Origin of the sequence: Paenibacillus sp. UNC217MF (genome assembly GCF_000686865.1) — a bacterium.
Classification (GTDB): Bacteria; Bacillota; Bacilli; order Paenibacillales; family Paenibacillaceae; genus Paenibacillus_B; species Paenibacillus_B suaedae.
The window spans coordinates 353595-376599 of the sequence record NZ_KK366029.1; the positions used below are offsets into that span (position 1 = coordinate 353595).

Genomic DNA, 23005 nt, shown 5'->3' on the forward strand with positions numbered 1-23005 from the left:
TGTGAAAGGGAAGGGCTTGCCATTTCGAAGATTAATTGTATTCGCAATGATGATCATCATGATATTTTCTTCAACCGGATGTGATGAGACCACGATCCCACCGCAATTGCAGGACGATGAGCGAGTCGTAGAGTCTAAGCCGCCTTCCGCCATAACCGTGTGGTGCTTCGAACAACAGTATGTAGACTATGCCAAGAAATTCGAAATCGAGCATCCAGGCGTGAAGGTAAATGTAAAGCGTTTCTCTTATGAAGACCATGTTGATGCTTATTTGGATGCCTTGGAGCAGGGGGATGCTCCGGATGTTATGGAGGTAGGCCATGAATTTCTAGGGGAATTTACGGGGATACAAGGGTTGATGGACTTAAATGCCGCGCCTTTTCTCGCGAGCACGCTGAAGCCAGATATTTCTCCTGACTTATGGGATACTGGACTATCCTTTGACAATAAGCGTCTTATCGCTCTCCCAATTACAACTTCGCCGCTTGTCACCTTCTATCGCAAGGACATTATGGAGCGATACGGATTTCCGTCAGACCCAGAAGAATTGGCTGTCTACATGGAGGATCCGAACCGCTGGCTGGCAATGGCGGAGAAGCTGAAGGAGCATGGTATTTATTTAATTCAGTGGGATCGGGAACCCATGCAGTGGTTTGAGTCCATGTTCCCGCTACTTAACAGCAAGCTGCAATTCAACCGGAATAATGCCATGATCGCGCAAGGCATGTTGTTGTCTCAGCGTGTTAATGTGCAGGGGCTGGATGCAAATGTCGGATTGTGGACGGATGCGGGGAATGAAGCGCTGCGGAGTGGGAAGCTGGCAATGGTGTATCTTGGTTCCTGGGGAGAGCTGCAATTGGAGGAGTGGGTGCCGCATATGAAGGGATTGTGGAGAGCTACTCGATTGCCAATGAAGTTGTACGGCTACTCGACAGGCGCATCGCTTATTATGTCTGAACAGGCCCAGAACAAGGAACTGGCATGGTCGTTCATGAAGAGCGTGTTCTTTGGGGTGACCGATGATGCAACGGTTGCGGCGTATATGCCTTCTCGCAAAGCATTACTGGATAAAGCGCGCAGAAGCGAGTTTCTTGGGGGACAGCAGTCAGATCGATTATATATGGAGCTGGCTTCGAAGATGAAGGAGTTCCGTCCAACCCCGCTTGATAAGCTGGCTGTCGAATGGTATCGCAGTACGAGGCTGAAGGGGATCGAGAATAACTCTCCGCCTGGTGTAATACTCAATCAGATTGAGAAGCTCATTGAGCAGCAATTGCAGCAGGAGAGGCGCGTGTTATTGCGATATTCGCGTGCGACATTCAGAACGTTGGACTTGATGTCATGAAGAGAAATAACAAGAGCGGAAGAACATGTTCTTCCGCTCTGTGCGTTGATCCAGCCCTATTGGAAATTTAAGCGTATTAACTAATGGATTTGCTAGGAGCCCTTTTTCGTGACAAGGCTTAACTTCTCTGCTTGGATCCCGAGCTTCTTGAGCAATTGAATAGCCTCTTTTTTCTCCTCGAGTGTCAGTCCGCTCATGGCACGCTTAAGGAGTAGAGAATGCTTGGGGAACAGTCCCTGCATTTCTTCACGTCCTTTATCAGTCAATTCAGCGAAGATCACGCGACGATCCGTCGCGCAAGGGTGGCGGCGCAGCATGCCGTTACGTTCGAGCTTATCAATGACATAGGTTACGTTTCCGCTCTGTAGAAGGAGCTTGGAACCGATTTGTTGAATGGGTTGAGGCCCTTTATGATAAAGCATTTCGAGTACGGAGAAGTCAGTCGGGTTATATCCTTCTATTTTGCATCCAGCAGCTGAGTGATCCGTTACGCTCTTGAATGCCTTAGAGAAGACACGGAATAAATGCAAGGCAGCTTCGGTCTCATGATCGATTCGTTCAGACATACGAATCCCCCTCATTTCTTGATTTACTCTTTTATCGTATATCGAAGGAGATAGGAGATTAAATGTCTTTTGTCACACTTGTGAAACAATGAACAAAAAAATTTTGAATTATTCAAATTTAGAAAGGGCAATTCGGTAACATTTGGCTGAACCTGGCATTCAGTACATTGAAACTGCCCAGCTCTGTGCAAGAATCGATACGATAGAGTAAACTAAAAGTTAGAAGAACGGTTAGGCACAGCAGCTTGGCTATGCCTAAGATAAAGGGGGAGATCCGCATGGTTGTTCTTGATGCAAGGATACAATCTGCAGGATATGAGAAAGGCGAGTCTAAAATACATAATATCGAGTTTCAAGTAGAAGCGGGTCAATTGGTAGGGCTAATCGGTCCGAACGGTGCTGGGAAGAGCACGACAATCAAGTCCGTGCTGGGCATTATGCGAGATGTAGCTGGCAGCGTTCGGATTGGGGATGGAAATGGAACTTATGCATACGTGCCTGAACAGCCTGTCCTCTATGACTCCATGACATCATGGGAGCATTTAGAACTCGCTGCATCTGCATATGATCTGCCGCAGGAACAGTTTGTCGAGCAGGCGAATTATCTGCTCACCGAATTTCAAATGACAGAGGTGAAGCACCATTTCCCAACGAGCTTCTCGAAGGGGATGCAGCAGAAGCTGATGCTTATCATTGCCTTCATGCTCAAGCCGTCATTATACATCGTGGATGAGCCCTTCATTGGCTTGGATCCACGAGCAACGCGGAAGTTCCTCCGTATGCTTGAGGAGGAACGCAAGCGGGGAGCGGGCGTCCTCATGAGTACGCATGTACTCGACACGGCTGAGCGCGTCTGCGACAGCTTCATCCTGCTTCATCAGGGAAGCGTGGTTGCAAGAGGGACGTTTGATGAAGTGCGGCAAATAAGCGGGTTGCCGGATGGAACCCTATTCGATTGTTTCGAGGTGTTGACCTAATGGGGAGCGAGGGACAGGTTCGTCCATTGTCGACGATGAAGGTAACATCCCCGCAAACACTTGCCTTCCGCCGCTTCCAGACGAATATGGTGTATCAATGGCGGGCACTTCGTATCGCATTGGATTGGACGGTATGGTTGTATATTGTCGTACCGCTATTGCTCCTAGGAGTTAAGTTCTATTGGGGATGGTGGGTAGAACCCTTGGATGCTGCATGGTTGAAGCTGCCTATAGCGGTCTGGCTGCTTCCCTTGCTGCTGCCTATCATAAGTGGATCACTTCGCACTTGGGTGGAAGGCGGGGATATTCTCTTCCTTCGTCAGCAGCCGCATTGGTGGAAGCCGCTTGTTCGATTCGGGTTAATTCAATATGCACTGCGAGGAACGATCATAACGGCCGTCATACTGTTACTGCTTGCTCCATGGCTCATACGCGGGTATTCATTGCATAGTACGGATTTACTCGCGATCGGATTTGCCGTTAGCTCCTTATCCTACTTAGCAGGATTAGTACGGAACTATAATTTGGCTAATTTCTCAGGTTGGGCACGTTGGATGATCCGCTTTGTCACAGGGGTGGCAGCTCTTGGCTTGTATGGAGTTATTCTTTACTTGCTCGGTATTCATGTGAGTTGGGTGCTCGTCTATGGCTCGATTATATTGGTCAGCTGCTTCCCCCTTATTCGCTGGCGAGACCATGTTCAGCATACATTTGAGCATGATGTTGAACGGGAGGGCGAGCTCAAGATGCAATTAACGGCGATGCTGCTGTCGCAGAGCGTGGATAGAGCACAACGGCGCAAACGGACACGCCCAATGTTGTTCCCGAAGTCGGGCTACTTCATGAAGACGAATGAGTCAGGCCGCCTTATTGGAGCTATCGCGGTCAAGTCATTGCTTCGAAGCAGCACGCATCGCAAGTTTTATTTGCAGCTCCTCTTTATTGGAATGAGTGCTTCTTATATCACTTCACTGCATGGTCTGTTCATTCTTATAGGGCCGGTGCTAAGCGGTATTCTCGGATACTGGCTGAGCACGTATTGGAAGGAATTCATCGATGGTGATGTGGCGTCTATGTTCAGCTTCCGCTCAGAGAGTTTGCAGCAGGCCTCGGCGCATATGGCGCGTGTCTTATGTGCAGGGCCAGGCGTGCTGTGGGGGTTGTCTGCAGGTATTGCTGCAACACCTATTATGATTCCGCTATATGTAGCGGGAGGTGGTCTGATGGCTGCCTTCATCGGCAATACAATCGTTACGCTGCGTGGGTGGAAGCAGAAGAAGCAAATGGAGGAGAGACAAGAACAGTCACGTTTGTCCTCTACTGAATAAAGTATTCGGCAACTGCTCGTACAACCAATTGCAGGACAGATTGTGTGTATGTTCCTCCTGTCTGGCGGGTATATTAACGTAAGCTTATTCGAATAGGAGGAACGAGGATGCAAGATACGACTGCGATTCGGTTCCGATTCTCGGATCCTGCAGGTGCAAGACTGGCGTTCGATACATTGGAGGAGCTAGGATATACGCCTGCTTACGACAGCGCTAGTGAGACAGAACTGCATATCCATGTAGACAAGCGAGATTTGACCTCTGCGCTTGAGATCGCAGAGGCGCACGGCGGCCAGCTTCTAGAAGAAGCGAGTATGACGGAGATGTCCGTTATGGATCAAGCTTATGGAATGAATTATATCCCTATCCCGGCCCATATGGTCAATGAGGATTGGGCAGATGATGACCGCTATGCGTCTGCTAGGCACAATCCGAGTCATGATGACTTGTCGCATCGTGATGAAGAAGCATACGGGATGTTTGATGATGAGACGACGAATCACTTCCCTGGCGGCATCCATATCTAATGATAGAAGACAAACAGCCTGCTCTGTGAGCAGGCTGTTTGCTTGTTATGCTTGATGTAGGGTCTGCTGAGCAGCATGCATCCCTGCCGTATAGCCAGTTGCGAAGGCAGCTGTAATGTTATAGCCGCCCGTATAGCCATGAACATCCAATATTTCTCCGCAGAAGTAGAGTCCATGCGCCTTTTTGGAATGCATCGTCTTCGGATCGATTTCCTTAAGATTTACACCGCCGCCTGTAACAAAGGCTTCCTCAAGCGATAACGTGCCGTTGACCTTCACAGGAAATGCCTTAATTAATTGGCACATCTCCTGCCATGGCTGCTTCGGAATATGGTCGTATGTGGTACCTTCATCGATGCCAGACTGTTCAAGCAGAAGCGGGATTACTCGTTCAGGCAGCAGATGCTTCAGTACATTTTTAATAGCTTTCTTCGGTTCTTGGGCACAAATGCGAAGCGAATCTCGAACAAGCTCATCCAGTGACAGATCAGGCTTCATATCGATGGTGACCTGTACGGTCTGAAGGCTGGAACGCTTCAATTCCTTCACGACGAATTGGCTGCAGCGAAGTGCAGCAGGGCCGGACAGGCCAAAGTGGGTAAAGAGCAGGTCGCCTTGATGCTCAATGATCTTCTTCCCCTTGCTGTTCCATACCACGATCCGAATATCGCGCAAGGACAATCCTTGAAGCAGCTTCTCACGAATAAAGTACGTATTCGAGGTTAGAGGCACTTCCGTCGGATACAGATCCGTAATGGAATGTCCGGCAGCCTCTGCCCAAGCATAGCCGTCTCCTGTTGAGCCCGTATGAGGAACAGACTTCCCGCCGGTAGCCAGTATGACCGCTGGGGCATACAATGCGGATCCATCTTTGAAGCGCACACCTTGGACGGAACCATCCTCGTACAGCAGATGTGCGACAGGCTGATTGACACGAATCGCTACTCCTAATCGGCGTACTTCTCCTAGAAGTGACTCAACGACCGTCTTCGCCTTGTCTGATACGGGGAACATACGGCCATTGTCCTCTTCCTTCAATGCAATACCGAGATTCTCGAAGAACTCGATTATATCCTGATTGTTAAAATGATTGAACGCGCTGTGCAGAAATCTCCCATTGCCAGGGATATGCTGAATCAGCTCGTCCAGTGGTTTATTGTTCGTTACATTGCAGCGTCCTCCGCCAGATATAGCAAGCTTGCGGCCAAGTCGGTCTCCCTTATCCACGAGAATTACCTTGGCTCCGTTGCGTGCAGCAGAGATGGATGCCATAAGTCCAGAGGGGCCGCCACCTACGACGATAACATCGGTTCGTTCCATTTTGTACTCCTTTGACAGGTCTTTGACAGGGTTAGGATACGCACTGCGCATCCGTTACTGATGCCTATTGTATCGTAAAAACTAAAACTTCGCTAAAACGTTCGGCTGTTCCATTGAAAAGCCCTCATTTTTATGCTTTAATCAAGCCAATCTTACCATTTTCTATCCTGACAAGAGGAGAACCGTATGTACGTAGCACTTAAGGAAGTCTTACTGCAAAGCCTTATTGCCTGCATACCAGCGATTGCCTATCAAGTCTGCTCCTTGAAGCCAGAGCGGGTGTCCCGCGCCCCTCTCGTCATAGGATTGTCTTCTGCTTTTTCTATGCTGTTATGCATCGTATTTACCTTCTATACAGAAATGCCCCAGCCTTTTGATTTTCGATTTTTGCCATTTATGATAGGAGTAATGTATGGTGGATATCGGGTTGGGTTCCTCATGATTGGATTATATATAGGTATGCTTGGTTTTTTCTATCACGATGGGCATCCCCAGAAGCTGTGGAGTGATGCACTCCTTTATATGATCCCGCTATTGTTTGCTTTTATTAATTCTTTCCGTCAATCCGGATTCCGCCAACGTGTCACTATTATTTTGTCCTTCTCCTTCGCGGGTATTGTTCTCTATTCCTTGGTTTATGGAGTGCTGCTGTGGAGGCATGAACGAGTTATTGATGGCAGTATGCTTCTATCGATGCTCATGCTAGGAGCAGCCTTTTTCTTAACCGCTTACTTAGCTGTGTACTATATGGAGGAGACGAGGGAGAAGCTATTCCTTGTACAAGGATATGAAATCGTCTCTACCAAATATCGTGAAGAAGCAGAGAAGCTGAATCTATTAATAGACACGACACCGCTCGGTGTCATCGCGGTCGATGCACAGACCAATATAACCGCTTTAAATGATATGATGCTGCGCAGTATGCAGAATGCAGCACCTCATGTGACAAAGGGAGACATTCTCGGCCGCCCTTTTCGCTGCCTGTTGACACAGGTGGGGGATATTCCAACTTTGTACGACGGCATGTATCGTGCACTCGCGGGAGAGAAGATGGAAGGCGTAGTAGTGAAATTGGACGAACGAGAGTACGTCGTTAGTACAAGTGCGATTCGAAGCGAGACTACTGGAGCGATAACAGGGGCTGTCGGCATGCTGCATGATATTACGGAGCTGTCGAAGCTGCGTGCAGAGCTGGGCAAGATGGATCGCTTAAGCTTAGTCGGGCAGATGGCGGCAAGCATCACGCACGAAATTCGTAATCCAATGGCGGTTATTCGTGGGTTCATACAGCTGCTCCAAGAAAAGAGTCCCGCGCATTTGAAGGAATACTATCGAATCGTAATGGAAGAGATCGATAGAGCAAACAGCATCATTAACGACTTTCTTGCTTTAGCGCAAAATCGTATTATTGAGAAAGAACAGGTTCACCTTCATGACATTATTCATCAGTTATCACCGTTGCTTTGGGCTGATGCAAATATGAGAGGTCAAGAGATTGCGTTGAAGCTTGCGGAAAATGTGCCGGTTTTCCCTGTCAATGTGAAGGAGATGAAGCAGCTTATTCTGAATCTGTCGCGCAACGCCATGGAGGCGATGGAAGCGATGGACACAGAGGCCGTGCTTACGCTCGAAACAAGATTTGTTGGAGGGCAAGTGCAGCTGCGTATTCAAGATACAGGGTCTGGTATTCCCGCCGACATTGTGGAGCGGCTATTTGAGCCATTTTACACAACGAAATCAAAGGGGACGGGCCTTGGCTTGCCATTGTGCTTGAGTATTGTCGAACAGCATGATGGAACGATAGAGGTGCATACGGGGGAAGATGGAACGGTGTTTGAGGCAGCCTTTCGCCTAGAACAGACGAGCCAATCTCCGGTTCATGTCCCGACAGCTGCATGGGACTCTTCACTTGCACAGCATCCAGTACAACTAGGGAATATGCAGCCGGATAAGGAGGAAGCATTGAACCAAGTCTAGTCTTTCGCTAATATGAAGCTTGGAGGTGAATAGGGTGAGCGTCATGCAGCTTGGCAATTTTACAATTCATTGGGGCCTGCTCGTTAGCCTGCTCTCCTTGCTTCTAGCAGCTGGGGCGGTGGCGCTCCGGGCACGCGCGGAAAGTGGAATCTCGCGCCGTTATGGAGATTGGGCAATGACGGTTATTCTAGTCGTCATACTCAATGAGAAGTTCGGATTTCTATGGGACACGCCCTCAATTCTGTGGCGGCAGCCGCGTTCGCTGCTGTACATGACAGGCACTTCCACAGAGGGCAACATCCTGCTTGTGCTTGGCATTATTGTATGGACGACCTTATACATACGCAAGCATCAATTGTCTTATCCCGTGCTCATTGATCTATTGTCGCATAGTATGTTGACTTTCGTAACGGCATATGGATGGCTCTATACGCTTAATGGTGGACAGGCCCCGGGATTTACACCGCTGCTTCAGCTTAGTGGATTCCAGGTGGAGGGGATACCGCCGGCTGAGACGCTCGGTTGTATCGTTCTCCTGGCCTTGCTCTGGTCTCGTCAGAGAAGGCTCGGATCGCTTATTGACGCACAGATCGCCTTTGTTGTATGCGGTGTGGTCGGCATGCTTGGAAGTTATGCATATGGCAGTGGATCTACATGGATGTACTTAACAGTGGATCAGTGGATCTACAGTGTAATGCTAGCGGTAGGTTATATGGTAACCCGCAGTAGAGAGCGGGGAGTGGGGCATAAGAATACGCAGGCCGAGGCTGCAATGCCTGTAGAGCCTCCTGCATCACAAGGATAGGTCAGTTGCTGCCTGAGCATAATAGAACCGACTTTGTGAAAAGGAGGCCTATGCGATGAGCCAAGATTCAAAGGAACAGCGCAAGCAAGACAAGCAAAACAGCGCTGCGAATGATACCTGCGGAGTCGATAAGAAGTTGAATGGTCCGAATCGCCCTTCTACGTAGAAGGATGCGATCTTCGGTCATGGAGCTTCCTCAGTAATGAGGGCCTAACTGGTAGAAGTCAGTGAGCCGGAACCGTTATCGGTTTCGGCTTTCCCTTGCTTTACTTCACTACAAATGGTTACAATAGTAGCGACAGTGTCCGATGGTACTCATCCATCACTGACAACGGAATTATTTATAGAGTAGGAGTGAAGTACGGATGTCCATGTCTTTTGAGCAATATATGCGTGATATGGTTCAACCTATGCGTGACGAGTTAACTTCCATCGGCTGCGTTGAATTGCGAACACCAGAGGAAGTGGAAGAGAAGCTGGCTACAGCGAAGGGAACAGCACTTGTTGTTGTCAATTCAGTATGCGGTTGTGCCGCTGGACTGTGCCGTCCAGGCGTACGCAAGTCATTAGAGAATGATGCTACACCTGACCACTTGTTCACCGTATTTGCTGGGCAAGATAAGGAAGCAACGGCGAAGGCTCGCGAATACTTCGCGCCATATCCGCCTTCTTCTCCATCGATCGCTTTGATGAAGGATGGCGAGCTGGTGCATTTCATCGAGCGTCATCAAGTAGAGAACCGTTCAGCAGAGGAGATTGCTGCTGATCTGACGGCTGCATACGATAAGTTCTGCCGCTAAGTTAACTATGCCCCGCATCTTGTGATGCGGGGATTTTCTATAGAATTGTAGGCCAAGCACGGATGCTTGTAGGAAGGGGACGAAATAATGAGTTTACAGCAAGAGATTATCAAGCGCTTCAACGTGCAGACACAGATCGATCCAGATGCTGAGGTGCGCAAGCGGGTCGACTTCTTGAAGCAATATGTGTTGAATACAGGAACGAAGGGGCTTCTGATCGCGATTAGCGGCGGGATTGACAGTGCGGTTGCGACGGGATTATGCAAGCAGGCGACGGATGAATTGACTGCGGAGACAGGCAAGGAGTATATGACGCTTGGCGTGTTCCAGCCTTATGGTACTCAGGCAGATATTTCTGACAGCTATGCAACCGCGCAAGCATTCAATCTGAAACATACGGTAGAAACGAATATTGCCCAAGCGGTTGATGAAGCCGCCCAAGAGGTAGAAGCAGCGCTTAAGCAGCTGCCGGAAGCACGTTCCTTGAGTGTTCCAAATAAGGGAAACATGAAGGCTCGTACACGGATGGTTGTGCAATACGCGCTTGCCTTTGATCTGAATTTGCTAGTTGTAGGTACTGATCACGCTTCTGAGGCGTTGACTGGCTTCTATACGAAGTGGGGAGACGGAGCAGTGGACATTACGCCATTGTCTTCTCTGAATAAGCGTCAAGTGCGCCAACTCGCGAAGCATATTGGTGTCCCTGCTAGCGTCATTGATAAGGCACCAACGGCAGGCCTGTGGGAAGGCCAAACCGATGAGAAGGAGCTTGGCATTACGTACGAGCATAATAGCGACTATCTCGAAGGTAAGAACATACCGGATGACGTGCGCGAGAAGATCGAGCGCCAATATCAGAAGACGGAACATAAGCGTTCCCCGATTCCCGGCATTTAAAGGAACGATATAACAGGTACGCCGCTGAAAAGCAGTTACCTATGACAGAAGGCAAGCATCGCACTGGATGCTTGCCTTTTTGTATACATTGGGCGTTTTCCAAACTATTCGGTATCATGCATGCCAGCTTTATTGCGCCTTCACTTTCGGTTATATCGCGCGAGGATATGCATCATGGGATACGCCCTGCCAGAATATTTCTTTTAATCGAGGGCGTGCGGCCTGCGGCTGTACTGCGCACTGTTCCTCAAACAGGCTGCCTAGTTTCAGGCAAGCTGTAGACAATGCAGATTCAGAGCCAGCGGCAACGAGCAATCCACGGGATTCTAAATAGGCGATGACAACTTCATCTTCCTGAAGCTTTCGTTTCAAACGGAATGGGGATTCTGGATGATTAAGCTGCTGTTCTGTATATATGAAAATCGAATGTTCAGGATAAAGCGTATGCTCGATGAATGGGAGATGACATGTGATGACTTCTTGCTGAGTAAGTGACGCTAGGAGATGCTGGAGTGTAGAAATAGAATGTTTGACATTGGCATTCGTGCGTAAGTCCGAATATAGAGTCGTCATAGGTATCCTCCTTGCTGACTGTGTCTGCGTACAGCATGAGTGCGCTGCTGTGCTGAAGAATGTTATTCCGAGAATTACTCGTATTCTATCAGATTGAACCGAAAAAACAAGTGAACGGATTGTGACGGCTTATGCAATCCGGTGAATAATTCAGTAGCTCATTTATTCCATAATATGTATAATGTAAGTAGCTAGTTTTGTATTTTTCTGTTATCTATTCAATATCTAGGAACTCAATTCATTGAATGGGAAGAGGCGATGGAATGGCAAAGCAGCGTTTTAAATTGGCGAATGGTTATCGCGTGTTGTCAGTATGGCTAGCGGTTATTATGCTGGCAGTCTCCAGCATGGGCTCTGCTCGCGCGGAGGAAGAACTGAACGTGTCCGCCAGTGCAGAGATTGTAGCTAAATGGGAATTTGCAAACTTAAAGAACGATCCAGGCATCTTCTATGCTGCATCCGGTTTATCCAAAGATTCCGCTACGCTTATCCAGGAGGTCGGTGGGAGTTCCAGAACAGGATTTACATTCGATGAGAACGAAAAGAGCATCCGTTATCAAGGATGGGACAAGGGCAAAGGCAAGAAGGCTTGGCTAGCCGCCTTGTCGACGAAGGGACTGGAGCAAATTACAGTATCTTCGCAGCAGAAGTCCTCCAGTACTGGGCCTAGAGACTTCAAGCTCCAAATTAGCACGGATCTGGCCAAGTGGACGGACGTTGAAAAAGGCACACTTGTGCTAGGCACGGAATACAGTTCTGCCAGCTCGTTAAACGGTATTGCGCTGCCAAGCGGTGCAGCCGATCGGGAGCGATTATATATTCGTTGGGTCGTAAACTCTGATTCAAAAGTGTCAGGCAGCGGCTCGATAAGCGATACGGGCTCAAGTCGAATCAAGGATATCGTTGTTCATGGCGTACCCAAAACGAACAGCTCACTCAAGGCGCCGCAGTTATTAAACATGACCTTCAATGGAGGTACCAAGACAAGCCTGGCGTTTGCTTGGTATACGCCGAAGGAGGTATCTGGCACGAAGCTGCAGGTGGTGGAAGCCTCCGAAATGGAGAACGGCACATTTCCGGAAGCTAAGGCGACTACTTATACGGGAAGTTCCGACATTATCGAGACGTTCATGGTAAAAGGTGATCGATCCTCCAAGAAAAAAACGAAATTCGCAAGCCATAAGGTCACGGCTGATAATCTGAAGCCGGGGACGTCATATCGTTATCGGGCAGGAAATGGGGATGCGGATGGATGGGGAGCTATCGGCTCATTTACTACGGATCACGCAGACAATCGAGATTTTCATTTTATCGTAGGATCGGATTCGCAAGCCTCTAGCAAATCCACATTCGAACTCTGGCAGGATACGTTCCGCAGAGCGATCGAACATATCGGGGATCCGAAGTTCTTTATATTAACCGGGGATTTGGTCGACAATGGTGATTTGGAATCACAGTGGCAGTGGTTTCTGGGCCTCCCTCAGCAGGAACTTGCCCGAGTGCCGCTCGTGCCCGTGCTTGGCGGCCATGAGGTGAAAGATTACGATGGGGACGAAACTACGGACAACAATAATTTCTACAACCATTTTAACTTGCCGAAGGATGTAGTGAAAGGTACTCACGACGGTTCCGTATATGCGTTCGAATATGGGGACGCGCTCTTCATGCAATTCAATTCCCAGTTTGAGGGCGGATTGAATAAAAAAGGAGAACTAGAGTGGGTAGATCCCGAATTCAACGCTCAATTGGACTGGATGCGAAATCAGGTTGCAAAGACTGATAAGAAATGGAAGTTCGTGTCGCTCCACAAAGGCCCTTACTCGGCAGGAGACAATGCGGGACAGTGGGAAGATGGCCGTATCCAGTTCTACAAAAAATACTTGGTACCCGTATTCGATGAGCTGGGAATTGATATTGTGTTCGAGGCCCACGACCATATGTATATGAGATCCTACCAAATGCTCAATGATAAGCCAATCAAAAACGTGGTGAAGGATAAAGAGGGAAATGTAGTCGATCCGAAAGGCTCCGTGTACCTCATGACAAATTCAGTAGGCGGGAAATTTTACGAAAAACATCCGGGGTATGACGATTATTTTGCAGTCATTGACGCACAGCCGTTCAAAAAGATGTTCACTGATGTTTCGATATCGAACGATGTTTTGAAATTCACGTCCTATACGGCGGCAAAGAACGAAGAGGTTAAGAAATACGACGAGTACAGCATTAAAAGAACGGACGGCAAGCCTGGCAAGGTGGAGCAAGCCAACCTGAAGTTCGAGAGCAGAGATGCGATTCTGTCGTGGAGCCGTCCTGCCGTTGGATCGGAGCCTGTTAGAGGTTTCCGAATATATGAGCAGGATGATAAGGTGGGGAAAAATTGGAGTCTGTATATCCCAGCCCTTCCAAGTCAATCCGAATATAGTTATGTGCTTAAGAACATAGATTCTAAGCAGAGCTATCGCTTCGTAATTAAGGCGGTAGGAGCAAGGAATAATTCGGATCCCATTCAGGTTACTCATGGCAAGCAGTAAGCTTGGCGAATTGGCGACATCGGGAAGCTTCGGAATTACGGTTTGAAAAACAAGAAGAGTGCGCATCAGCAGTAGTCTGGCTACGTCACATATTCGATATAATACTGTATAGAACCAAAAGCAGAAATAAATAAACCGGTTCCTACTGCATAGTAGAACCGGTTTATTTATATTGTTATCGCTTTTAGATGATTCACTTCGCCATGATCTTAAATTGGAGTCTCGGTTATAATCCTTGCACCGTTGGAGCAGGTGCCGGTTTCAGCTTGCGAGTTCGTCTGTGGCCAATTACCCATGATACGAGCAGTGTCCAGATTGGAATAACCCAGAGGAAGACTGCGAATGGTGCATATTGATGAACGGGAATACCCAATATTGTGCCGCACAGTACCGCAAGCAGGTTCCAAGGGATAATAGCGGCAAAGACGAGCGCGCTGTCCGCGATCACCCTTGCGAGTTGTTCCTTCGGGAAACGCTCCGACCACAGCGGCATCACGCTCCGGCCTGCCATCATAATTGGCAGTGTCTGCGTACAGGATACAAGGGTTAATGATAATCCGAATAAACCGACACGGACGGTTGCTCCTGGCAGAGCGCTGTTGCGTCCAATAAAGGCAGCGATATACGGCTCCAGCGAACGAGTAGCCTCCAATATGCCATTAAAAGCACCCGCGATCATAATAAATAGGACAAGCTCAATCATATGCAGCACTCCCTTCGTATGAAGGGAAGGGAGCTCGGCATTTTCATATCCGAACAAGAAACCATTCACCCATTCGACTGGCGTCGCTCCTTGCAGCCATGTACCGATCACGAGCGCAACAATAATGGACATGGTAAAGGCGATGCGAGCCTGTAGTCGGAATAAGATTGCGATAATCAAGACAGCAGCAGGAGCGAACAGCCAAGGACTGAAGGTGAAGTGGCTATCGAATGATTCCATGCGCAGTGCTTGTTCCGGTACAGTCCACCTCCCCTGTGTATCGAACCACATGAAGAATGCAGTCGCTGAAGCCAGTGCGAGCAGTGTGGTAGGCATGAGAGCTGGGTATTGCCGACCGACACTCGTCCCTGTAGAATCCGCGACAAGACGATGCGTGCTGGAGAATGGCGATGTCCGGTCTCCGACAAAGGCACCGGAGACAAGTGCCCCTGCCATAAGCGGCAAAGGAACGCCTGCAATCGCAGCTACCCCCATCATAGGGATACCTACAGCACTAAGTGTTCCGGTTGAAGTCCCGAGCAGCATGGAGAAGATCGTGGAGAACCAGAACGTGAGTGTTGTCATATAAGCAGGATCGATCCAAGACAACCCCTGTTCGATAAGATAAGGGATCGTTCCGCTTATGGTCCATGCGGGAATCATAAGTCCGACCATAATAAGTATCCAGGCTACCCCAAGTGTATGCTTGGCGCCATCCCTCATATAACGAAGCAGAGATGTCCATGCATTGCCTTGGCGGTTAGATAAGATGGTGAGAACGATGAAGCCGAGTGCAAATCCAATAAGGAGTGGGATATGAAGCAAATAAGCTGCAGTTAGTCCTGCAATGGTAGTCATAATGACCGTAATCAGCTGTTGTTTCGATAACATGGCAATTAGGCAACTCCTGTCTTATACTCTAATGCTGCATCTATCATGCAAGCAATAATTATCACGATGGTTCAAGCAGATTACGTTCAGGTTGTACTGTCGTTCTTCGCTGGCAGTTCAATGTGGGTGGTGATGAAGCCAGTCCGAGGTTGCCTCGATTGCAGCTTCAAGTGCTGGGGTCGTGCCTTGGAAGGGATGAACCGTATTAAAGGTGTGTCCGGCATTATCAATGGTTATCCATTTCGCTGCAGGATAGTTATCAATTAGCTGTGCCGATCCCTCGCGGAATCCAGGCAAATCATCGGAGCCTTGAACGAGAAGCAGGGGGAAATGAGCCTTCTTCATACGTTCAATCAATGCATATCTCTCTGCATTGGCCTCCAAATCCTCCAGCATAACCAGATCTAATGGCAATGCCTCTTTGGTGCGGGCATTAATAACGGCAGAACGCCCGGATTGCCTCATCTCCTCCTTCTGTTGTCCCGTGAACAAATCCATATTCGTTACACCATTCCACGAAATTACGCCACTTACCGCATCTGGGTGGTCGAGTGCATAGAGCAGACTGCTTGCGCCTCCACGGCTATGTCCGAGCAAGTAAATGGGTGTCTCCGGCATTACATCATATTCGATTCCTTCAGAAATTATCCACTGGCCAAATTTATCCGAACGTATCCAGTGGAAGAGACGATCTATATCTTCCTGCTCTCGCTGATAGGTGTTAACGGCAAATCGCTCAGGTTCATCGAAGCGATCGAGCGAAGGACCGACACCATTGTATGTAAAGTTGAAGGTTAGGGTCAGGAGTCCGCTGCGTTCAGCTAGCTGTTCACCGACATAAGGGAACATGCCCCAATCCTTGAATCCCTTGTAGCCGTGGGCTACAAGAAGCACACCTTTCTTTGGCTTTTCCTTTGAATTGAAGGTGCTGCCAGGGGTGAAGGCATCGCCTCGCAAAATGCGTTCTTGCCCTTCCCATGTGAGCGTAAATGAATGTCTCATTAATCCGACCCCCTTGGTCTGATAATATCCAGCCATATTGTAACACAGAATAAGAAAAATGGTGCATGGTATTCCACTAAATGTATTGACATATTTAGGTTTACAGGTGTACTATGTGTACTAGTTGAAGTAGTACACTTGTGAACGAATCTATTTGAAGCTGCTACGTAATTGCAAATGTGAAAGGAGGCTGCCATGTTTCGATTACATGAACAGAGCGCTATGCCAATTTATGAGCAAATCGTCGAACAGATGAAGGCTCTAGTTGCGCAGGGAGCGCTGCAAAGCGGAGACAAGGTGCCGTCCGTGAGGGAGTTGTCGACAATGCTGTTAATAAATCCAAATACAGTGAGCAAGTCTTATCAGGAATTAGAACGCCAAGGAGTTATTGTGACGGTTCGAGGCAAAGGAACATTCATTGCGGATACACCTGTCCCTCGCATGGCGAATGAACGAATGACGAAGCTGAAGGATGAATTGAACCGCATCGCCGTTGAAGCGAAACATTTGGGGCTGGAACGGAAGGAATTTATAGAGATGGTGGAGCAAGCTTCGGAGGAATGGTGGAGGGATGAATCATGATGCGAGTGACGGATATCCATAAAGCAATAGATGGGAAACCGATACTTCGCGGAGTAAGCTTTACGATTGAACCAGGGAAAATCATTGGACTCGTAGGACGGAATGGAGAGGGTAAGACCACCTTACTGCGGACGTTGGTTGGGGTATACGACCCTGATCAGGGCAGTGTATCGTATGACGGCAAGGATATTCACACGCACACACATGTGGCATGCAAGCAGGATGTTGTATTCGTACCCGATGCTCCAACTGCGCTAGAAATGTACACGATTCGGGAATGTGCTGCGTGGTACGGAATGATCTATCCCAAATTCGATTTGTTCTTCTTTACGTCGGCGATGGAGCGGTTCAAGCTGCCGATGCACAAGCGAGTTCGCACCTTGTCCAAAGGGATGAAGATGCTGTTCAGTACGGCGCTTGGTCTTGCAACGAAGGCTGGGTTGATCCTATTCGACGAACCGACGAATGGCGTCGATGCCGTTGCTAAGAAACAGCTCCTCAGCTTAATTGTCGACTCGCTCCATGAGAACAATTCCATTGTCATCTCGTCACATATGCTCAGTGAGCTTGATCGGATTGCCGATTCTGTGGTTCTGCTGCGAGATGGGAGAACGGATGATATATGGGAACTGGAGCTTTTGCGCGAGCAGATGAAGAAGCTGCAGGTTGTATTTAACGGGGATAAATCTCCGATGTGGCTGCATCGGGAAGATGTGTTCGTTCTACAACAGGTCGGCCGTGTATATACGGTTATCCTAGAGTCGAATGAAGCAATGACAGAATTGCAAGAGATGAAGCCGCTGCTCGTCGATGAGCTCCCATTGACGCTAGAGGATTGGTTTATCGGGAAGGCGGGAGGTAACGATGATGAAGCATAAGCTGTTCGTAAAGGCGCTCTGGTGGAAGGAGTATCGTCAGACACGCGTACTGCTGTGGCTCATGCTGCTGGCGAGTTTTTTTCCTATCGTTTATACGCATATGTGGAAGTTGTGGTGGGCTTCTAAGTCGATGAGGGATACATTTGTTAAGAATGTTACCTATGTATATCAAGATGGCCGTGCAGGCGATAATCTGTATAACGATTATGGCGGTGGTTTGATTTTTATCATCCTTGGTAGCTTTGTATTGTCCATATGGCTATTAGGTCAGGAACGGCGAAATCAGGTGAATGAGCATATGTTTGCCCTGCCTTATCCAAGATGGATATTGTATTTGACCAAATGGATGGTAGGTATTGTGTACATTGTGAGCACAATTGTTATTACACTGGGATTAGATTTCGTGGTGCTCGCATCCTCGCATGTAAGTGAATATGTCTCTATAGGGGAGATAGTTGTACGAGGACTCCATATGATTTTTGTAGCAGTATCCATATACACGCTTACCTTGTTCCTAGGATCCTTTACAGGAACATGGTCAATGCAGGCGTTGTTGTTTCTGCTTTGCATGACTCTATTTGATTTTCTGCGGTTTGTAATAGGAAAATTCATTCATATATTCATGATCCCTGTGTCAGAATCCGCTCAATCTGTAATTGATATTGGCGTATGGGACAGATTTAATGTAGGGAATTGGGTCACGCATGAAGGGCCTGGATATTCGTATGGGTTTATAAGTATCGTTTCGATATTGTTATTACTCGCTGGCATGTGGCTGTACTCCCGCAATCGTACGGAGAATAACGGCAAACAGTTTGTATTCCCTGCTATAGAAAAGGCTTATATTGTGTTAGGTGTCATATTTGCAGCGCTGTACGGGGGAACTGTGGGTTATGACTTTTTTTCTCCGGGAAGGATTGCATATGTGTGCGGAGCAGGGGTTGGAGCTGTTCTTTGCTATCTGATTATTCGAACCTTGACACATATGCGCCCGCGTCGATAGAAATATAGATTTTGCTGCTGGTTGAGAGAGTCGTCTATATTTAATGTTCAGGGGATGTAGGTTCAGAGGGTTATTTTCTGTTGGGAGGTTCGGATTTTATGAGTTCAGAAGCAGTTCTTCAGCTTCGCAATGTAACCAAACAAATTGGCAAGCGCACGATTGTGGATCAGATGTCATTTGATGTTCCGGCGGGAGAAGTATTTGGATTTCTGGGTCCCAATGGGGCGGGCAAGACGACAACGATTCGGATGATTGTGGGTTTAATTTCGATGACATCTGGTGAAATCTACGTGAAAGGAATTCCTGTGCACAAGGAGTTCGAGCAGGCAATGACCCATATTGGAGCGATAGTGGAAAATCCAGAGATGTATAAGTTTTTGACAGGGTATCAAAATCTCGTATATTACGGACGAAGACATTCGGGCATAACGAAAGAGCGGATTGACGAGGTCGTGAAGCTCGTTGGGTTGGAAAATCGCATTCATGAGAAAGTAAAGCGCTATTCACTGGGTATGCGGCAGCGACTTGGTGTCGCTCAAGCGCTGTTGCACAAGCCTTCCGTATTAATTCTCGATGAGCCAACGAATGGGCTGGATCCAGCTGGTATCCGTGAGCTGCGAGATTATTTGCGCAACTTGGCGCATCAAGAAGGCATCAGTGTCGTCGTATCCTCTCATTTATTGTCCGAGATGGAGCTGATGTGTGATCGAGTTGCGATCATCCAGACTGGCAAGCTGATCGATGTTCGCTCGATGAGGCATTTGAAGGAGAAAGCGGATACGCAGCATATCGTGATTGATGTCGACAACCCGAGGGCAGCTTGGGAGATGCTATCTGCAATGATGCCCGATCTTGATATGCATGTTGATGAAGGCCAGCTTCATATTTCGGCAGGGCGCAAGCGGGTGCCTGATCTGACAAGGGCGCTCGTGCATGCAGACATCGATGTGTACGGCATTCAAGCGGCGAATCTGTCATTGGAAGATCAATTTTTGGAGCTGACAGGAGGGGAGCGTATTGTCTAGTTACTACAATCTCATTCAGAACGAGAATATGAAGATATATCGGCGCCCTCGTACATGGATTATGATCGGAATACTTATGGCTGTTATTGTGCTGCTAACCAGTATTATGGAAATTGACAAAGATCCTCGCAAGGGTGAGGGATGGCAGCAATATCTTGTCCAATCCAATGAACATTTGAAGCAGCAGCTTGCAGACACCAGTGGAAATATTGGGCCGGACGCGAAGCAGGAGCTAACGAACCGGATCCATCTCAATGAATACTACCTGGAGCATAATCGTAATCCGCATGCCTTGAACATATGGAGCATCGTGAATCTTTCTTCGAAGCTGATGCTGGTTGTTATTCTATTTACTGTTGTTATTGCAGCGGATATGTTCGCTGCCGAACATTCGTGGGGGACGATCAAGTTATTGCTCGTTGGGCCAGCCTCACGCACCCGCATATTACTGAGCAAGTATGCGGCTACCCTCCAATTTGCATTTGTTCTTACTGCAATCAATATTCTATTCTCCTTTTTGGTAGGAGGGGTTGTTGAGGGTTTTGGAGGTTTCTCACAGTCACTCATAGGTATCGGAGAAGACGGTGCAATTGTAGAAAGTTCGAGGCTGCTTGCGCTGCTGAAGGATTATGGGTTCAGTATCATTGAGCTAGTTATGTTTGTGACATTGGCCTTTATGATATCGGCGGCATTCCGCAGCTCGTCTATGGCTATCGCATTTTCCCTGTGCTTTTTGCTCATTGGCGGAAATATGGCAGCGCTCTTCGCGCATTATAGCTGGGGGAAATATATACTGTTCGCCAATATCGACCTCCGTCCGTATTTCGAGGGAACACCACTCCGCCCGGATATGACGCTCGGCTTCTCGATTGCCGTGCTGATTGTTTACTTCCTTGCATTTCACGTTGTTTCTTGGCTTACCTTTACAAAGAGAGATGTAGCAGGATAATAGAGCTGGGCCGCCTACTTGGATAGGCGGCTTTTGTTGCTTCTGAGTACATTCACACCTTCTGCACCTTCCGACTTCCTATTTCCCAGTAATGACCTTGGACCATGAATGAAGAAATGGACATTCGTTGAAGGCATACTTGTAACCGTACTATGCCACTGTAGTATGGAACGAGCGTATTTCAATCACCAAGACAACTTCGATGATAAGGTCTCAAATCTTATTTATGCTTGCATGTTACGTATTGATGAATCATCTACCCCTTTGATTCAATGTTATTAATTTATGTTTACATGTAACACAGCGAAGAATCATCTACCTCTTAGAATTGGTGTTATCAATTTATGCTTGCATGCAACACAACGAAGAATCATCTCCCCTTTTGGTTCAGTGTCTCTATTTATGTTTGCGTGTAACACATTTGCGAATCATCTCTATCTTTGATTGAGCGGCATCAGCAGAGCATTAACGCCGTTTCGAATCAGTTGCATCTTGATTGCGTATCATCAGAACTTGTTCTTATTTGCATGCAACAGGATTTTGCATCATTTGCAGCTTCACTATCAATGCGCCGCCCTCACTATTGTTGCCATTCGCCCATGTTCGTGCATATGTTGGAGTAGTGGCCCCGCGTACTGATTATCTTTCATGAGACTAGGGGCATGCATGCGGGCTTGGACAAGGGGTGACTTTTGCCATCTTAATTGTCTGAGAAAATTTGATATACTGGAATGTATGTAAAGGAACGTCCATACAACGATAGAGAGCTTCACATAGGCGAACACTCTCGTATTGGTATGGCTATAATGGATGTTAATGTGAAATGAATGTAATGGTAAGGTTGAATGAATAAGATAAGTAAGGATGGAATAGCATGCATAACCTCTCAGAACGGTATCATGAATTATGTAAACGGATTGCGGAAGATTCGATAAAACAAGGTGAATGGCTCAAAGAACATACCTATACCCGAATGGGTGGCAAGGCCGATTTGTATGTCACGCCCGATAATTACGAAGGGCTGCAAGTTGTCATTGATTTCGCACGTCAGCATGAACTGCCGCTAACGATCCTTGGATTCGGCTCCAATCTAATCGTGAAGGATGGCGGAATTCGAGGAATTGTTGTCAATTTGAACAAGTTGAACAAAATCGAACGCCACGGAGATCAGATCATCGCGCAGAGCGGTGCGGCAATTATCGACGTATCGCGTGCCGCGCGGGAGCATCATTTGTCGGGACTTGAATTCGCTTGCGGCATACCGGGTTCTGTAGGTGGAGCATTGTACATGAATGCTGGTGCATACGGCGGAGAGATTGCGGATGTATTAGAGAGTACGCTGGTGCTTACGCCGGAAGGGGAGCTAGTTCGGCTTACCAAGGAGCAGCTTGAATTAGGATATCGCCGCAGCAACATCGGTCCGAAAGGATATATGGTGCTAGAAGCAACGTTCTCACTTGTGCCGGGAGAATATGATGCAATTAAGGCGAAGATGGATGAACTAACATTTTTGCGTGAATCGAAGCAGCCGCTTGAATATCCATCTTGCGGCAGTGTCTTTAAACGTCCTCCGGGGCATTACGCGGGACAGCTCATTCAAGAATCCGGTCTGCAGGGAACGCGTTTGGGTGGTGCTGAAGTATCCACGAAGCATGCAGGATTCATCGTTAACGTGGACAATGCGACTGCAGGCGAATATATCTCTCTTATTCGCCACGTACAAAAGACAGTTAACGAACGATTCGGCGTCGAGCTCGAAACTGAAGTTCGCATCATCGGCGAAGACGAATAATCACAACCCCCTGATCTTGTAAACGGTTTGAGATAAACGGATCGGAACACACAGTTCAGATCCGTTGCAAATGTTGTAGAGCCCTATGGAGGCCAGAACCTAATTCCAACATTGATGGAATTCCTCTGGTGTATCCACAGGGCTCTTGTTGTTTGTATTGTTTGTCTAGTGATGGCATTTGGGTGTGTGATTTGTCCTCTTGCGGAGGAAAAAACACTAAAATGTCTTTCAAATAGTGGACACATTTTCGGAGGGAAGGTATATTCCCAGAAGTCCTTTTTATCTATATGTGGTGATATATGTCCGTATTTGTTTCTATATATAGAAATTCAGGTGTGGAGGATATACTATCGTCTTTGTCCACCTTTGTATAGACATTTCTCTTGTTTGTCTATTCCCAGTGTACAAAATAGTAGTACGCGCAGATAAGTGTGTTCAATTAGTTGCATTGATCTCACCAACGTCGTAAAATGCTGTCGGTCGAAGCCAAATGCCAAATGCCAAATGCCGAAGCAAAAACCAAGACCAAGA

Annotated in this window: 21 protein-coding genes; 16 read left to right on the forward strand and 5 right to left on the reverse strand. The window is 47.7% G+C overall.

Annotated features, from left to right (window positions below; all coding sequences use genetic code 11):
* The first annotated feature begins 1 nt into the window (after window position 1).
* Entirely contained in the window at window positions 2-1345 is a 1344-nt protein-coding gene (locus BP95_RS32155; protein WP_021256176.1) for an ABC transporter substrate-binding protein, read from the forward strand.
* Between the two features lie 92 nt (window positions 1346-1437).
* Here BP95_RS32155 and BP95_RS0125915 read toward each other — a convergent pair whose 3' ends face one another.
* Window positions 1438-1911, reverse strand: a complete 474-nt coding sequence (locus BP95_RS0125915; RefSeq protein WP_021256175.1) for a MarR family winged helix-turn-helix transcriptional regulator — start codon at window positions 1909-1911, stop codon at window positions 1438-1440.
* Between the two features lie 278 nt (window positions 1912-2189).
* Between BP95_RS0125915 and BP95_RS0125920 the strand changes: the two genes are divergently transcribed.
* From BP95_RS0125920 to BP95_RS0125930, 3 genes are all read left to right on the forward strand, one after another.
* Window positions 2190-2888 carry an ABC transporter ATP-binding protein gene (locus BP95_RS0125920; protein WP_028533588.1) on the forward strand — a complete coding sequence of 233 codons (699 nt, stop codon included), beginning with the start codon at window positions 2190-2192 and terminating at the stop codon, window positions 2886-2888.
* A complete protein-coding gene (locus BP95_RS0125925; RefSeq protein WP_036667614.1) occupies window positions 2888-4216 on the forward strand; it encodes an ABC transporter permease in 1329 nt (442 codons plus the stop codon). Before BP95_RS0125920 ends, BP95_RS0125925 begins: the two co-directional genes overlap by 1 nt.
* Before the next feature lie 107 nt (window positions 4217-4323).
* Window positions 4324-4743 carry a hypothetical protein gene (locus tag BP95_RS0125930; RefSeq protein ID WP_021256172.1) on the forward strand — a complete coding sequence of 140 codons (420 nt, stop codon included), beginning with the start codon at window positions 4324-4326 and terminating at the stop codon, window positions 4741-4743.
* Window positions 4744-4788: 45 nt separating this feature from the next.
* Here BP95_RS0125930 and BP95_RS0125935 read toward each other — a convergent pair whose 3' ends face one another.
* Window positions 4789-6063 carry a BaiN/RdsA family NAD(P)/FAD-dependent oxidoreductase gene (locus BP95_RS0125935; protein WP_021256171.1) on the reverse strand — a complete coding sequence of 425 codons (1275 nt, stop codon included), beginning with the start codon at window positions 6061-6063 and terminating at the stop codon, window positions 4789-4791.
* 186 nt (window positions 6064-6249) lie between these two features.
* Between BP95_RS0125935 and BP95_RS0125940 the strand changes: the two genes are divergently transcribed.
* The 5 genes from BP95_RS0125940 to nadE all read left to right on the forward strand — a co-directional run bounded on the left by BP95_RS0125940 (window position 6250) and on the right by nadE (window position 10542).
* Window positions 6250-8040 (forward strand): two-component system sensor histidine kinase NtrB, encoded by a 1791-nt coding sequence (locus BP95_RS0125940; RefSeq protein WP_028533590.1) that lies wholly within the window; start codon window positions 6250-6252, stop codon window positions 8038-8040.
* Between the two features lie 43 nt (window positions 8041-8083).
* Entirely contained in the window at window positions 8084-8845 is a 762-nt protein-coding gene (locus BP95_RS0125945; protein ID WP_231515212.1) for a hypothetical protein, read from the forward strand.
* Window positions 8846-8900: 55 nt separating this feature from the next.
* The gene (locus BP95_RS33640; RefSeq protein ID WP_005543361.1) at window positions 8901-9011 is read left to right on the forward strand and encodes a hypothetical protein; all 111 of its coding nucleotides are present in this window, start codon (window positions 8901-8903) and stop codon (window positions 9009-9011) included.
* Between the two features lie 199 nt (window positions 9012-9210).
* Window positions 9211-9645, forward strand: a complete 435-nt coding sequence (locus tag BP95_RS0125955; protein WP_021256168.1) for a BrxA/BrxB family bacilliredoxin — start codon at window positions 9211-9213, stop codon at window positions 9643-9645.
* 87 nt (window positions 9646-9732) lie between these two features.
* Window positions 9733-10542, forward strand: coding sequence for an ammonia-dependent NAD(+) synthetase (nadE, locus tag BP95_RS0125960; RefSeq protein WP_021256167.1), 810 nt, complete (start codon window positions 9733-9735; stop codon window positions 10540-10542).
* Window positions 10543-10692: 150 nt separating this feature from the next.
* On the opposite strand, the gene BP95_RS0125965 is transcribed toward nadE, so the two are convergent.
* A complete protein-coding gene (locus BP95_RS0125965; RefSeq protein ID WP_021256166.1) occupies window positions 10693-11115 on the reverse strand; it encodes a hypothetical protein in 423 nt (140 codons plus the stop codon).
* A 263-nt stretch (window positions 11116-11378) separates the two neighbouring features.
* Here BP95_RS0125965 and BP95_RS0125970 point away from each other — a divergent pair, with 263 nt between their 5' ends.
* A complete protein-coding gene (locus BP95_RS0125970; RefSeq protein WP_021256165.1) occupies window positions 11379-13649 on the forward strand; it encodes a fibronectin type III domain-containing protein in 2271 nt (756 codons plus the stop codon).
* 226 nt (window positions 13650-13875) lie between these two features.
* On the opposite strand, the gene BP95_RS0125975 is transcribed toward BP95_RS0125970, so the two are convergent.
* Both BP95_RS0125975 and BP95_RS0125980 read right to left on the reverse strand, forming a co-directional pair.
* Window positions 13876-15243, reverse strand: coding sequence for a Na+/H+ antiporter NhaC family protein (locus BP95_RS0125975; protein WP_021256164.1), 1368 nt, complete (start codon window positions 15241-15243; stop codon window positions 13876-13878).
* A 117-nt stretch (window positions 15244-15360) separates the two neighbouring features.
* Window positions 15361-16245, reverse strand: coding sequence for an alpha/beta hydrolase family protein (locus BP95_RS0125980; protein WP_021256163.1), 885 nt, complete (start codon window positions 16243-16245; stop codon window positions 15361-15363).
* Window positions 16246-16440: 195 nt separating this feature from the next.
* Between BP95_RS0125980 and BP95_RS0125985 the strand changes: the two genes are divergently transcribed.
* From BP95_RS0125985 to murB, 6 genes are all read left to right on the forward strand, one after another.
* Window positions 16441-16827 (forward strand): GntR family transcriptional regulator, encoded by a 387-nt coding sequence (locus BP95_RS0125985; protein ID WP_028533592.1) that lies wholly within the window; start codon window positions 16441-16443, stop codon window positions 16825-16827.
* Complete coding sequence (locus tag BP95_RS0125990) at window positions 16824-17705, forward strand: ABC transporter ATP-binding protein (protein ID WP_028533593.1); 882 nt, start codon at window positions 16824-16826, stop codon at window positions 17703-17705. The genes BP95_RS0125985 and BP95_RS0125990 overlap by 4 nt, the downstream gene beginning before the upstream one ends.
* Window positions 17692-18708, forward strand: coding sequence for an acetoin ABC transporter permease (locus BP95_RS0125995; RefSeq protein WP_231515201.1), 1017 nt, complete (start codon window positions 17692-17694; stop codon window positions 18706-18708). The genes BP95_RS0125990 and BP95_RS0125995 overlap by 14 nt, the downstream gene beginning before the upstream one ends.
* A 98-nt stretch (window positions 18709-18806) precedes the next feature.
* Entirely contained in the window at window positions 18807-19733 is a 927-nt protein-coding gene (locus BP95_RS0126000) for an ABC transporter ATP-binding protein (RefSeq protein ID WP_028533595.1), read from the forward strand.
* A complete protein-coding gene (locus tag BP95_RS0126005; RefSeq protein ID WP_028533596.1) occupies window positions 19726-20682 on the forward strand; it encodes an ABC transporter permease in 957 nt (318 codons plus the stop codon). Before BP95_RS0126000 ends, BP95_RS0126005 begins: the two co-directional genes overlap by 8 nt.
* An 874-nt stretch (window positions 20683-21556) precedes the next feature.
* On the forward strand, window positions 21557-22474 hold the full coding sequence (murB, locus tag BP95_RS0126010) for a UDP-N-acetylmuramate dehydrogenase (RefSeq protein ID WP_021256157.1): 918 nt from the start codon (window positions 21557-21559) through the stop codon (window positions 22472-22474).
* Window positions 22475-23005 lie beyond the last annotated feature (531 nt).

Bases quoted from the DNA above. Each gene is read 5' to 3' on its own strand.
- BP95_RS0125975 (WP_021256164.1), bottom strand. From the start codon at position 15,243: ATGTTATCGAAACAACAGCTGATTACGGTCATTATGACTACCATTGCA.
- murB (WP_021256157.1), top strand. From the start codon at position 21,557: ATGCATAACCTCTCAGAACGGTATCATGAATTATGTAAACGGATTGCG.
- BP95_RS0125980 (WP_021256163.1), bottom strand. From the start codon at position 16,245: ATGAGACATTCATTTACGCTCACATGGGAAGGGCAAGAACGCATTTTG.
- BP95_RS0125925 (WP_036667614.1), top strand. From the start codon at position 2,888: ATGGGGAGCGAGGGACAGGTTCGTCCATTGTCGACGATGAAGGTAACA.
- BP95_RS0125965 (WP_021256166.1), bottom strand. From the start codon at position 11,115: ATGACGACTCTATATTCGGACTTACGCACGAATGCCAATGTCAAACAT.
- BP95_RS0125940 (WP_028533590.1), top strand. From the start codon at position 6,250: ATGTACGTAGCACTTAAGGAAGTCTTACTGCAAAGCCTTATTGCCTGC.
- BP95_RS0125920 (WP_028533588.1), top strand. From the start codon at position 2,190: ATGGTTGTTCTTGATGCAAGGATACAATCTGCAGGATATGAGAAAGGC.
- BP95_RS0125970 (WP_021256165.1), top strand. From the start codon at position 11,379: ATGGCAAAGCAGCGTTTTAAATTGGCGAATGGTTATCGCGTGTTGTCA.
- nadE (WP_021256167.1), top strand. From the start codon at position 9,733: ATGAGTTTACAGCAAGAGATTATCAAGCGCTTCAACGTGCAGACACAG.
- BP95_RS0125935 (WP_021256171.1), bottom strand. From the start codon at position 6,063: ATGGAACGAACCGATGTTATCGTCGTAGGTGGCGGCCCCTCTGGACTT.
- BP95_RS33640 (WP_005543361.1), top strand. From the start codon at position 8,901: ATGAGCCAAGATTCAAAGGAACAGCGCAAGCAAGACAAGCAAAACAGC.
- BP95_RS0125995 (WP_231515201.1), top strand. From the start codon at position 17,692: ATGATGAAGCATAAGCTGTTCGTAAAGGCGCTCTGGTGGAAGGAGTAT.
- BP95_RS0126000 (WP_028533595.1), top strand. From the start codon at position 18,807: ATGAGTTCAGAAGCAGTTCTTCAGCTTCGCAATGTAACCAAACAAATT.
- BP95_RS0125985 (WP_028533592.1), top strand. From the start codon at position 16,441: ATGTTTCGATTACATGAACAGAGCGCTATGCCAATTTATGAGCAAATC.
- BP95_RS0125990 (WP_028533593.1), top strand. From the start codon at position 16,824: ATGATGCGAGTGACGGATATCCATAAAGCAATAGATGGGAAACCGATA.
- BP95_RS0125915 (WP_021256175.1), bottom strand. From the start codon at position 1,911: ATGTCTGAACGAATCGATCATGAGACCGAAGCTGCCTTGCATTTATTC.
- BP95_RS0125955 (WP_021256168.1), top strand. From the start codon at position 9,211: ATGTCCATGTCTTTTGAGCAATATATGCGTGATATGGTTCAACCTATG.
- BP95_RS0125945 (WP_231515212.1), top strand. From the start codon at position 8,084: ATGCAGCTTGGCAATTTTACAATTCATTGGGGCCTGCTCGTTAGCCTG.
- BP95_RS0125930 (WP_021256172.1), top strand. From the start codon at position 4,324: ATGCAAGATACGACTGCGATTCGGTTCCGATTCTCGGATCCTGCAGGT.